Source organism: Pseudomonas sp. ML2-2023-6 (genome assembly GCF_037055265.1).
Taxonomy (GTDB): domain Bacteria; phylum Pseudomonadota; class Gammaproteobacteria; order Pseudomonadales; family Pseudomonadaceae; genus Aquipseudomonas; species Aquipseudomonas kulmbachensis.
In genome coordinates this window covers 5,326,866-5,339,950 of the sequence record NZ_CP146347.1, presented here as the reverse complement: position 1 = coordinate 5,339,950, position 13,085 = coordinate 5,326,866, and the positions used below count along the sequence as shown (strand labels likewise).

The window sequence follows — 13,085 nt, the reverse complement described above, 5'->3', positions numbered from 1 at the left end:
AAAGTTGCAGGCAACCTGCATCAGCATCCCCCTAAGCCCAAGCACTCTGCTTTGCAGCTTGAACTCCACCAATCTTGCCGAGCAATGTTAAGGTTCGCCTTTGGATTTTGCCTTCTCCTAAGGATGCCGTCATGCCGGTTGCTACGTCCCTCAATGCGGGTTTTATGGTGGTTCACGGTAACCGCCTCGATGAGTTACGCAGCCTGGTCGTCAGTTGGATGCGCCGCTATCCCCTGGCGCCTTTGGAGAACGAAATTGCTCTGGTGCAGAGTAATGGCATTGCCCAATGGTTGAAGCTGGCCCTGGCTGAAGACGCTAGGGACGATGACCTCGGTGGCTGCGGTATCGCCGCAGCAGTGGACGTGCAACTGCCAGGCAGCTTTTTGTGGCAGCTTTACCGACTTGTATTAGGCAGCGAAGAAATCCCCGCCAAGTCCTTGCTCGATAAAGCCCCGCTGACTTGGCGCCTGATGCGCCTGCTTCCGGCCCTTATCGATCAGCCGCACTTCGAGCCGCTGCAGCGCTTCCTGACTCACGACACCGATTTGCGCAAACGCTATCAACTGTCAGAGCGCCTGGCTGACCTGTTCGACCAATATCAGGTCTATCGCGCCGACTGGCTGGAAGACTGGGCTGCTGGCCGTCTTCAACTGCGCAACGCACGAGGCGAAAGCCCGGCCTTGAGCCCGGCTAACTGTTGGCAAGCAGAGCTGTGGCGAGCGCTATTGCTCGATGTCGGTGAAGAGGGCATGTCCCAGAGCCGGGCCGGGGTTCACCAGCGGTTTATGGACAAGATCAGCAGCCTTGAGCAAGCCCCGCCCGGTTTACCTGCGCGGGTGATCGTCTTCGGTATCTCTTCATTGCCCGCTCAGGCACTCGAAGCACTGGCTGGACTCGCGCGGTTCAGCCAAGTGCTGCTCTGTGTGCATAACCCATGTCGTCATCATTGGTCTGACATCGTTGCCGACAAAGATCTGCTGCGCCATCAGTACAAACGTCAGGCCCGCAAAAGCGGAATGCCTACGGCGCTTGATCTGGACACCCTGCATCAACATGCGCACCCATTGCTCGCCGCCTGGGGCAAGCAAGGTCGCGACTATATCAACCTGCTCGACAGCTACGACGATCCCAACAGCTACCGTGCTGCCTTTCGTGATGGCCGCATCGATCTGTTCAGCGAAGTCGAACCACTCAACCTGCTCAACCAGTTGCAGGACGACATTCTTGAACTGCGGCCACTCAACGAAACCCGCGAGTTGTGGCCCGCAATTGATTTGGAAAAAGATCGCTCAATCCGCTTCCACATTGCTCACAGCGCACAACGGGAAGTCGAGATCCTCCACGACCAGCTACTTGCACGATTTAGCGAAAACCCTCAATTGCAGCCACGCGATGTGATTGTGATGGTGCCGGATGTCGACAGTTACGCGCCGCATATCCGTGCCGTGTTCGGGCAGATCGAGCGTGATGATCGGCGCTTTATCCCCTTCACCTTGGCCGACCAGGGCCAGCGTGGCCGTGATCCGTTGCTGATTGCTCTCGAGCATCTGCTCAAGCTGCCCGACAGTCGATTCCCCGTCAGTGAAATTCTCGACTTGCTCGATGTTCCTTCGCTGCGGGCCCGCTTCAACGTGCAAGAGCGCGACCTGCCAACCCTGCATCGCTGGATCGAAGGTGCGGGGATTCGGTGGGGCTTGAATGCCGCGCAGCGCGCCGGCCTTGGCTTACCGCAACAACTGGAGCAAAACAGTTGGCGTTTCGGCCTGCGCCGCATGCTGCTTGGCTATGCCGTAGGCAGTGGCGAAGCCTGCGATGGCATAGAGCCTTACGATGAAATAGGCGGTCTGGATGCAGTGCTGATCGGCCCGCTTGTGGCTTTGCTCGATGCGCTGGAAATCGCCCATCAGGAGCTTTCGCAACCTGCGCTGCCGCAGCAATGGGGCGAGCGGCTGCAAGCGCTGGTGCAGCTGTTTTTCCAGGCCGAAACTGAACACGATGACTATTTGCTGGCCCAGCTTGAAGAGCTGCGTGAGACCTGGCTCGAAACCTGTGAGCTGGTTGGTTTGCAAGACGAGTTACCACTGACGGTAGTACGCGAGGCTTGGTTAACCGGACTGGACCAAGGCAAATTGTCACAACGCTTTCTGGCCGGGGCGGTCAATTTCTGCACCTTGATGCCGATGCGTGCGATCCCCTTCAAACTTGTCTGCCTGCTGGGCATGAACGATGGCGACTACCCGCGTGCACAACCGCCGCTGGACTTCGATTTAATGGGCAGCGACTACCGCCCAGGGGACCGTTCCCGCCGCGAAGATGACCGATACCTGCTTCTCGAAGCGCTACTTTCCGCACGCGAGCAGCTCTATATCAGCTGGGTTGGGCGCAGTATTCGCGACAACAGCGAACGCCCGGCCTGCGTCCTGATCGGCCAACTGCGTGACCACCTCGCCAGTGGCTGGCAACTGCAAGGGGGCGGTGACCTGCTCGCGGCCATGACCCAAGAGCATCCGCTGCAACCCTTCAGTACCCGCTACTTTCATGAGGGTAATCGCAACCTGTTCAGCTATGCCCGCGAATGGCAGCGACTGCACGCGCCACAGCCGGAGCCCGTTCAACCCGGCACGCTGGCAGCACACGAACAGGAAGAACCGCTAAATCTGACGCAGTTGCAGGATTTTCTGCGCAACCCGGTGCGCCACTTCTTCAGTCAGCGCTTGAAAGTCTTCTTTGAAGCAGCCGAAGTGCCTCTGGCCGATGAAGAACCTTTCGTACTCGATGCACTGCAGCGCTACACCTTGAGCGACAGCCTGCTCGAAGCTGCACTGGCGCAGCCCGACGAGATTGAAAACGCCTTGTATACCCGCGCCCAGCGTCTGCAAGGTAGTGGCTTGTTGCCTATGGCCGGGTTTGGTGAATGCCTGCAACACGAACTGATCGAACCCTTGCCGGATGTACTACAGCGCTATCAGCAGCTGTTGGCTCTTTGGCCTACACCGCTAAATAGCGCGTTGCCTGTCAGCTTTGAGGATCAAGGTCTGACACTGGAAGGTTGGCTCGGTAACCTGCACCAGCGCAGCGACAAGGGCCTACTGTCCGTTACCACCATTCCTAATAGCATCGGTGCGATTAAAACCCGCAAGTGGCACCGGTTAACCCGGCCTTGGGTAAACCATCTGGCGGCCTGCGCCAGTGGCCTGCCGATGTCCACTGCTCTGGTAGCCAGCGATGACACCCTGCTGCTTGACCCTCTGGACCCCAAGCAGGCCCGTGAAATACTCGGCAACTTGCTGGTAGCCTGGAAAGTCGGCATGAGCCACCCGCTGCCAATCGCCGTGAAAACCGCCTTCGCTTGGCTCGCACAGACAGACCCGGCGAAGGCTGACGCGGCGGCACAAAAAGCCTACGAAGGTGATGGCCAAACCAGCGACGGCGAACGCCGCGAAAGCGCGGCTCTGGCCCGCCAGTTCCCTGACTATGTGGCTTTGATGGCTGCTGGAACATTTGAGGAGTGGTGCGATGCCCTCTATCGACCACTTTTTGATGCGCCTTGGCGCTCATTAAACAGCGAGGCGTCACGCTAATGAGCGAGCAAACATTACCGCTGGCCTTGGCCTTTCCCCTACGTGGCAGCCAACTGATTGAAGCCAGCGCCGGCACCGGCAAAACCTTCACCATCTCGGCGCTATACCTGCGTTTGATCCTGGGGCATGGCGGTGAGGAGTCAGGCTTTGGTCGTGAGTTATTGCCGCCGCAAATTCTCGTTGTGACCTTTACCGATGCGGCCACCAAAGAGCTGCGCGATCGCATCCGCACTCGATTGGCAGAAGCCGCGCGGTTCTTTCGTGGCGAGATCGAAGCCCCGGATGCCCTGGTCGAGCAACTGCGTGAGCAGTTTGCTCCCGAGCAGTGGGCCGCTTGCGCAGGACGCCTCGATATCGCGGCCCAGTGGATGGACGAAGCGGCGGTTTCGACCATCCACAGTTGGTGTCAGCGGATGTTGCGTGAGCATGCCTTCGACAGCGGCAGCCTGTTTACCCAGACCCTGGAAACCGATCACAGCGACTTACTGGGTGAAGTGCTGCGCGATTACTGGCGACTGTTTTGCTACCCCATGCACGGCGACGCGTTGAACTGGGTGCGCGCCAACTGGAGTGGCCCGGCCGCCTTGTTGCCGCGCGTGCGTGCACTGTTTGGCAGCTCGCGCTCGCCCGCCAGCACAGAGCAGACCCCGGCGCACATGATCGAAGCCTGCTTGCAAGAGCGCCGTGAGGCGCTATCACAGCTCAAAACGCCATGGCTGCAATGGGCACAGGAATTACGCGATATCTGCCTTCAGGGTGTGGCTAGTAAAGCGGTCGACGGTCGCAAGATGCAGGCTCGCTATTTCGAGCCATGGTTTGAAAAACTCAGTGCCTGGGCGGCCGATGACGCTCAGGAGCAGCTTGATCTCGGCACCGGTTTCACCCGCCTGACCCCCGATGGCATGGCTGAAGCCTGGAAAGGCGCGCCGCCGCAGCATCCGGGGCTGGATGCCATGCATGGCCTCAAGGCCGCGCTAGATGCCTTGCCGACCCCGGATGCGGCAGTTCTGCAACATGCCGCGAATTGGGTAAGCGTGCGTTTCGAGGAAGAAAAACGCCGCCGTGCCGAAATGGGTTTTGACGACATGTTGCTGCGCCTCGACGCGGCATTGCAGGCAGAAGGCGGCGAGCGCCTGGCGACCCTGATTCGTGAGCAGTTCCCGGTGGCACTGATCGACGAGTTTCAGGACACCGACCCCGTGCAGTACCGCATCTTCGAGACCATCTACCGGATTGAAGACAACAGCCCCGACACCGGCCTGTTCCTGATCGGCGACCCGAAACAGGCGATCTATGCCTTTCGCGGAGCCGATATCTACACCTACTTGCGTGCACGCCAGGCTACCCATGGCCGGCTGCACACACTGGGCACCAACTTTCGCTCCAGTCACGCCATGGTCCAGGCGGTAAACCACGTGTTTGAGCGGGCCGAACAGCGCGATACCGGCCGAGGCGCGTTTCTGTTTCGCGAAGGCACTGAAAACCCTGTGCCCTTTGTGTCGGTTAAATCCCAGGGGCGCAAAGAAGTCCTGCAACTGGATGGCCACCCTGTCAGTGCATTGACGCTTTGGCAGTTGCCCTCCGAGCAACCCGTATCGGGCCTCATCTATCGTCAACAACTGGCGGCAGCCTGTGCCAGCCAGATCGTCGAGCTGCTCAATGGCGGCCAGCAAGGGCGCTGCGGTTTTGCCAAGGAGGGCGAAACACTGCGCGGCGTATTGCCTGCGGATATAGCCATTCTGGTGCGTGACGGCAAGGAAGCGCAGGCAGTGCGGCGAGAATTGTCGACTCGTGGCGTACGTAGCGTTTACCTGTCGGATAAGGACTCGGTCTACGCTGCGCAGGAAGCACACGATGTACTGGCCTGGCTCAAGGCCTGTGCCGAACCGGACGTCGAACGCCCGCTGCGTGCTGCGCTAGCCTGCATCACCCTGGATCTGCCGCTGATTGAACTGGAGCGTTTGAACCAGGATGAATTGGCCTGGGAGCAGCGCGTGATGCAGTTCCGCGGCTACCGCGAAACCTGGCGCAAGCAAGGGGTGCTCGCCATGCTGCGCCGTTTGCTGCACGACTTTGAATTGCCCCAAGCCCTGATTGCCCGGCCTGACGGCGAGCGTGTCTTGACCAACGTGCTGCACCTGTCCGAACTGTTGCAACAGGCCGCTGCCGAACTGGACGGCGAACAGGCGCTGATCCGCCATCTGGCCGAGCATCTGGCCTTGTCCGGGCAGGCAGGTGAAGAGCAAATCCTGCGCCTTGAAAGTGACGAGCAACTGGTCAAGGTGGTGACTATCCACAAATCCAAGGGGCTGGAATACCCATTGGTGTTCTTGCCATTTATCTGCTCGACCAAACCTGTGGATGGTAGCCGTTTGCCGCTGCATTACCACGACGTGGCGGGCAACGCCCAAGTGAGCTTGAAGCCGACCCCAGAGCTGATTGCCCAAGCCGATGACGAGCGTCTGGCCGAAGACTTGCGCCTGCTTTATGTGGCCCTGACCCGCGCCCAGCACGCTTGCTGGCTCGGTGTTGCGGACCTTAAGCGCGGCAATAACAATCGCTCGGTTTTGCACCTCTCGGCCTTGGGCTATTTGCTGGGCGGCGGGGCGATGTTGGCCGAATCCGTTGGATTGCAGAGCTGGTTGGCAGATGTGCAGCAAGACTGCGCCGCCATACAGTGCGAACCCGTGCCAGCCGCTTGCGAGGCGCATTTTTATCCACCGCTCAATCAGGCCACTTTGCTTGAGCCGCTGATCCCGAGCCGCCGCGCCGCAGAAAACTGGTGGATTGCTTCCTACAGCGCACTGCGTATCGGTGACAGCCTCAGCCCCGTCGAAGCACCTGAAAGTGCCTTGGCACAAAAGCTCTCGGATGATGAGCGACTCGATCCTGATGCGCCGCGCGATGTGTTACTCAGTGGCGGCGATATACACCGCTTCCCTCGTGGGCCAAACCCCGGAACCTTCCTTCACGGCCTGCTTGAATGGGCTGGCACTGAAGGATTCAAGGCTGACCCACTGTCGATACAGGACGCCGTGGCGCGGCGCTGTAACCGGCGCGGCTGGCAAGGCTGGATCGAGACCCTGAGCGATTGGTTGCAACATCTGCAAGATGAACCCTTGCGTCTGAATAATGGCCAACCGGCTGTGGTACTCAGTGAGTTGAGCCAGTACCAGATCGAGATGGAGTTTTGGTTTGCCAGCCATAAGGTCGATGTTGTGCAACTGGATACGCTGGTGCGTCAGCACACCCACGGCGGTGCACCGCGTGCCGGGGCCGAGCCGAGTTTGCTTAATGGCATGTTCAAGGGTTTTATCGACCTGACCTTTGAACATCAGGGGCGTTATTACGTTGCGGACTACAAATCCAACTGGCTGGGCGCTGACGATTCGGCCTACACCGAACAAGCAATGACCACCTCGATTCTGGACAACCGCTATGACCTGCAATACGTCTTGTACCTGCTGGCCTTGCACCGCCAACTGAAGGCGCGACTGCCCGACTATGACTACGACCAGCACATGGGAGGCGCGCTGTATCTGTTTTTGCGTGGCACCCGATCCCAGGGGCAGGGTGTGTATTTCACCCGGCCACCGAGAGTCTTGATCGAAAGCCTGGACCTTATGTTCCAGGGCAAACCTGTGCCGAAAACAGCTGAACCGGCGTGGGAACAGGGAGTGTTGTTATGAGCCGTTCGTTTGCCGAGTTATTGCCCACACCGTTGACGGCCGAGAGCCTTGCCCTGCTGCAGCCCTTGGGCCGTGCCGATGACCTGCTGTTGTTGCTGGAGCGCTGGGTCGAGCGCGGCTGGTTGCGCGCACTGGATAAAGCCTTCGTTGCGTTCTTGCATGAGCGCGACCCGCAAGGCGACCCCCTGGTGCTGTTGGCAGCGGCCTTGACCAGTCATCAGCTGGGCCACGGCCATGTGTGTCTGGATCTGTTCGAAACCCTGAAAGAGCCCGACTTCGCACTGTCCTTGCCACCCGAAGGCGATGTACAAACCGGCGCCATGCTGCTGCCCTCGCAACTGCTTGAGGCGCTGGATGGCGATGCCTGGTGCAAGGCCCTGCAAGCCAGCCCTTTGGTTGAGTACGCTGGCCAGTCGTCAGCGGATGCGGCCAGTCGGCCATTGGTACTGAGTGAGCGCCGTCTGTATTTGCGTCGTTACTGGAGCTATGAGCGCCGAATCGACAGCGCTTTGCGTCAGCGTCTGGCGATAACTGAAGTGACCCCCGATGACTTGCCCGCACGGCTGAACGGCTTGTTCGGCAGCCCGGCATTGAATGCGCCGATTGACTGGCAAAAACTGGCCTGTGCCTTGGCCACCCGGGGGGCTTTCAGCATTGTCACCGGTGGCCCCGGCACCGGTAAAACCACCACAGTGGTGCGTTTGCTGGCTTTGCTACAGGCCCCAGCGGTAGAGGCAGGCGCACCCTTGCGCATTCGTCTTGCCGCGCCGACCGGTAAAGCGGCCGCCCGCCTGACCGAGTCGATCAGCCTGCAAGTCAAGTCGCTGGAAGTGGACGACAAGGTTCGGCAAAAAATCCCCAGCGACGTGACTACCGTTCACCGCCTGCTCGGCAGCCGCCCCGGCACGCGGCACTTCCGCCATCACGCGGGCAATCGCTTGCCGCTGGATGTACTGGTAGTCGACGAAGCATCGATGATCGATCTGGAAATGATGGCCAACTTGCTCGATGCCCTGCCTGCGCATGCGCGGTTGGTGCTGCTGGGCGACAAGGACCAGCTGGCGTCGGTTGAAGCCGGCGCCGTGCTGGGGGATTTGTGTCGCGATGCCGAAGCGGGCTGGTATACCCCGCAAACCCGTGCCTGGCTGGAGCAGGTCAGCGGCGAAAACCTCGGTGCCAGCGAGTTGCAGCAAGACCTCGACGGTACTCACCCGCTGGCGCAGCAAGTGGTCATGTTGCGCCATTCGCGGCGTTTCGGTGAAGGCAGCGGCATTGGCCAGCTGTCGCGTCTGGTCAACCGGCAGCAGCCCCGTGAAGCGCGAGCCTTGCTGGCTGCGGGCAGCCATGCCGACCTCTTTGCCTTGCCCCTCAAGGGCGAGCAAGACCGCGGATTTGAACGTCTGGCACTGGAAGGGCGCGGTGAGCAGGCCAAAGGCTATCGGCATTACCTTGAGGTGTTGCGCGAGCAGCGCCCCGACGCCGAAACCGGGCTTGAAGACCCTTGCTGGGCGGCTTGGGCGGGCAACGTATTGCAAGCATTCGAGGCGTTCCAGGTGCTCTGCGCCGTACGCAAAGGGCCTTGGGGGGTCGAGGGCTTGAATGCGCGCATCACCCAGGCCTTGTTTGCCCGCAAGCTGATTGACAGCGATCAGCACTGGTATGAAGGCCGCCCGGTGTTGATGACCCGCAACGATTACGGCCTGGGCCTGATGAATGGCGATATTGGTATTGCCCTCAGACTTCCCGAGCGCGACGGCCAGGCCCAGCGTCACGTGCTGCGTGTGGCTTTCGCGCGTAACGACGGGCAGGGTGGCATTCGTTTTGTGCTGCCGAGTCGGCTTAATGATGTGGAAACGGTCTACGCCATGACCGTACACAAATCTCAGGGCTCGGAGTTCTCCCACACTGCGCTGGTGCTCCCCGAGGCGCTCAACCCGGTATTGACCAAAGAGCTGATTTACACCGGCATTACCCGGGCCAAAGACTGGTTCAGTCTGGTCGAGCCACGTGCGGGAGTTTTTGAAGAGGCCGTACAGCGCAAGGTCAAACGCTTGAGCGGACTAATGCTGGGGCTGGGCTAACCACCCCCTGTGGGAGCGAGCTTGCTCGCGATGAGATCGCTGCGGTTCGTCAGGGAAACCGAGTCGCTTGAATCGCGAGCAAGCCCGCTCCTACAGGTAATTGGTACGCCTGGGCCGTGCGCAATGTGACCTGGATCACAGTTCATGTGGATGTCGTGCTATCGTTGCGACATTATTCCTACAAAGATTACAGAGAAATCCCGCATGGAAGTGGCTGTCTCTTCCGCAGAACAGCATTTTGGACGGCGGCAGCTGTGGCTATCCCTTTGTCTGTTACTGCTGAGCACTCCCTGCCTGGCGCAACCTGAAGCGTCCATCAACCCGGCTGATCAACGTGCCAAGGCCGTGACCCAAGTGGTCCTTGGCATCCTCAGTTATGCGCGCTGGCCTACCGAACCGGTTCAACTGCAGCTCTGCGTTATCGGCCCCACCGAGTACACCGATGACTTGCTCAAAGGCGCGACCCAATCCAGCGGCAGGCCGGTACAGGTGCGTCGTGTATTGGTGAGCGACCCCAGCATTGTCACCGATTGCAATGCGGTCTACCTGGGCAAGTTAAGCAGTGACGAGCGTAATCAGCTATTTACCAGCCTGAATGCCAAAGCCGTGTTGAGCATCAGTGAAGACGGTGATCAATGCACCGTTGGCAGCCTGTTTTGCCTTCACGTTAGCGATGATCAAGTGTCGTTTGAGGTCAACCTCGATTCTGTCGCCCGTAGCGGCGTGCGCATTCATCCCAGCGTGTTGCAGCTGTCACGCCGTCGGGCGGCTCAGCCTTGAGCCTGTCTAATACGGTTAAAGGTCGGCGCAGGCTGCGCTCGGTGTTGCGTCGTGGGCACTTGGGGGTGGCGCTGGTGGCGGTGACGCTTGCCAGCGCCTCCATGACCCTGCTGGGCGTGCTGGCACTCAAGGTCTACGCCGACCACAACCTGCACCTGATTGCCCGCTCCATCAATTACACCGTGGAAGCCGCCGTGGTATTTGATGACCGTGCGGCTGCAGCCGAAGCGCTGGCCCTGATTGCGTCCACCGAAGCGGTCGCCGAAGCTCGGGTCTATACGGCTGATGGTGAACTGCTGGCGCAATGGCAGCGCCCCGAGACGGGCCTGCTCTCGAGGGTTGAAATGCTATTGGCCGATGGTTTGCTGGAGCAGCCGCTCACCCTGCCGATTTTGCATCAGGGCCAGGAGGTCGGACTGATGACGGTTCGCGGGCATGGCGCCAACATGTTGCGTTTTCTACTCAGTGGCCTGTTCGGCGTTCTGGTGTGTACCGCGCTCAGTGCCTGGAGTGCCGTATACCTGTCGCGTCGGCTGCTAAGCGGTATCACCGGACCTTTGCAGCAGCTGGCTGAAGTGGCTCACGCCGCGCGTAGTGAGCGAGCGTTCGATCGTCGCGTGCCACCCGCGCATATTGCTGAACTGGACAGCCTGGGCAATGACTTTAATGCCTTGCTCGATGAGCTGGAGTCCTGGCAAAGCCATCTGCAAAATGAAAATCAGACCCTCGCGCATCAGGCCAGCCATGACTCACTGACCAATCTGCCCAACCGCGCCTACTTTGAAACGCGGCTGACGCGCACCCTGCGCTCCTTGAACAAAATAACCGAGAAGGCGGCGGTGCTGTTTCTCGACAGCGATCGCTTCAAGGACATCAACGATGCTTATGGTCACGCTGCGGGAGACGCGGTGCTGGTCGCCGTGGCCACACGGATTCGTGCCCAACTGCGCGAAGGCGACGTAGTGGCGCGTCTGGGTGGCGACGAATTTGCGATTTTGCTCTCCCCGTTACACCGAGTCGAAGACGCCCAGCGCATCGCAGACAAGATTATCGACAGCATGCTTGAGACGATTCAACTGCCAGGGCAAATCAGCGTCGTGACCTCGCTCAGTATCGGAATCGCCGTTTACCCCGAACATGGCGCAACTCCGGGTTCGCTGCTCTGTGCAGCCGACTCGGCGATGTACCAAGCAAAACGTCTCGCCAGAGGCGGACAACATGTTGCGGAGTTGGAGTACCCCGCAACCCCGTAATTATCAGGAGCTACCCCCACCATGTTTGGATTGACCCGGCGTTATTTGCAGTTGTTCAGCGTTGCCCTGTTGTTGCTCACCTTGTCGTTAAGCGGTTGCCAGACCCCACCGCCCAAAGGCCTGACTCCGGCGCAGATTGCGGTCCTGAAGCAGCAGGGCTTTGAATTGACCGAGGAAGGCTGGGCATTTGGCCTCTCGGGCAAAGTATTGTTTGGCAGCGATCTTGAAGTGCTCAACGTGCAAAGCCAGGAAATTGTTGAGCGCATCGGCACCGCCTTGCTCGGTGCCGATATCCAGCGCGTGCGGGTCGACGGCCATACCGATTCCTCGGGCAAGGAGTCCTATAACGAACAACTGTCCGTGCGTCGTGCCAACAGCGTGGTCAAGGCCCTGACCAAAGTCGGCATGCGCCCGGAGAACATTCAGATCCGTGGGTTGGGTAGCCGCGAGCCGGTAGCCAGCAACAATACCCGCGCCGGGCGCACTGAAAATCGCCGTGTGTCGATTGTGGTGATTGCGGATTAAAGGCTGTTACTACCGCCCTGTGGGAGCGGGCTCAGTAGCCGCTGAAGAGCGTAGCGAGGCTGCGATGGGCTGCGCAGCGGCCCCGGATCGAAGGCTCTTCGGTCCTTATCGCAGCCTACGGCAGCGGCTACAGAGATACTTCAAGCCTGCTCGCTCCCACTGAGGGCTTGATCTGGGACAGAGTATCTACAAAGGCAACATTCAATCCGCGAACTTCATCCCACGGGTTTCCCCCAGCAACAACGGCGCATTCAGCTCCGTCACTTCGCGGATGTAATCCCACAACAGGGTGATCCGCTTGAGCTTGCGCAGGTCTTCGCGGCAATACATCCAGAACTGCCGTGTCAGGTTGACCTCGTTGGGCAGAACCGGCAGCAGACGCGGATCCTGGGCGGCCAGAAAGCACGGCAGAATAGCCAGCGAACGACCTTGCTGCGCGGCCACGAACTGCGCAATGACGCTAGTACTGCGCAGGTTGGCGCTGGCGCCCGGCAGCACATTGGCCAGGTACAGCAGCTCGGAGCTGAACGCCAGATCGTCCACATAACTGATAAACGTATGCTCCGACAAATCCGCCGTGCTGCGGATCGGTGGATGCTGGTCCAGATATTCCTGGGTGGCAAACAGTTGCAAACGGTAGTCGCACAGCTTGCAGCACACATAAGGCCCGTGTTCCGGGCGCTCCAGCGCAATGACGATATCGGCCTCGCGCTTGGACAAGCTGATGAAGTGCGGCAGTGGCAGGATATCCACCGAAATCGCCGGGTAGGCGTCCACAAAATGGCTGAGCTGCGGTGTGATAAAAAAGCTCCCGAAACCTTCGGTGCAACCCATGCGCACATGCCCCGACAACGCCACGCCAGACCCTGATACTTGCTCGCAGGCCATGTGCAGCGTGCTTTCGATCGACTCTGCATAACCCAGCAAGCGCTGGCCTTCATTGGTCAGGGTAAAGCCATTGGTACGCGATTTTTCGAACAGCAAAGTACCGAGCGCAGCTTCCAGTGAGCTGATCCGCCGTGACACGGTGGTGTAGTCCACCGCCAACCGTTTGGCGGCGCTGCTGGCTTTGCGGGTGCGGGCCACCTCCAGAAAAAACTTCAGGTCATCCCAGTTCAGTGCGCTTAACGATGTGATGTTTTTTTGCATGTTAGACCGGCTTTTATGTGCGTTCTT

The 13,085-nt window shown here is 59.6% G+C and carries 7 protein-coding genes; 6 read left to right on the top strand and 1 reads right to left on the bottom strand.

The window, feature by feature from the left end; translation table 11 throughout:
* Positions 1–131: 131 nt before the first annotated feature.
* The 6 genes from recC to V6L79_RS24680 all read left to right on the top strand — a co-directional run bounded on the left by recC (position 132) and on the right by V6L79_RS24680 (position 11,909).
* On the top strand, positions 132–3,581 hold the full coding sequence (gene recC, locus V6L79_RS24705; protein ID WP_338579643.1) for an exodeoxyribonuclease V subunit gamma: 3,450 nt from the start codon (positions 132–134) through the stop codon (positions 3,579–3,581).
* Complete coding sequence (gene recB, locus V6L79_RS24700; protein ID WP_338579642.1) at positions 3,581–7,270, top strand: exodeoxyribonuclease V subunit beta; 3,690 nt, start codon at positions 3,581–3,583, stop codon at positions 7,268–7,270. Before recC ends, recB begins: the two co-directional genes overlap by 1 nt.
* A complete protein-coding gene (gene recD / locus V6L79_RS24695) occupies positions 7,267–9,351 on the top strand; it encodes an exodeoxyribonuclease V subunit alpha (protein WP_338579641.1) in 2,085 nt (694 codons plus the stop codon). Before recB ends, recD begins: the two co-directional genes overlap by 4 nt.
* Before the next feature lie 204 nt (positions 9,352–9,555).
* Positions 9,556–10,131, top strand: a complete 576-nt coding sequence (locus V6L79_RS24690) for a YfiR family protein (protein ID WP_261739842.1) — start codon at positions 9,556–9,558, stop codon at positions 10,129–10,131.
* Complete coding sequence (locus V6L79_RS24685; RefSeq protein WP_405046606.1) at positions 10,128–11,384, top strand: diguanylate cyclase domain-containing protein; 1,257 nt, start codon at positions 10,128–10,130, stop codon at positions 11,382–11,384. Before V6L79_RS24690 ends, V6L79_RS24685 begins: the two co-directional genes overlap by 4 nt.
* Positions 11,385–11,405: 21 nt before the next feature.
* Positions 11,406–11,909 carry an OmpA family protein gene (locus V6L79_RS24680; RefSeq protein WP_321834686.1) on the top strand — a complete coding sequence of 168 codons (504 nt, stop codon included), beginning with the start codon at positions 11,406–11,408 and terminating at the stop codon, positions 11,907–11,909.
* Positions 11,910–12,110: 201 nt separating this feature from the next.
* Here V6L79_RS24680 and V6L79_RS24675 read toward each other — a convergent pair whose 3' ends face one another.
* Positions 12,111–13,058 (bottom strand): LysR family transcriptional regulator, encoded by a 948-nt coding sequence (locus V6L79_RS24675; protein ID WP_261739839.1) that lies wholly within the window; start codon positions 13,056–13,058, stop codon positions 12,111–12,113.
* Positions 13,059–13,085: the final 27 nt, after the last annotated feature.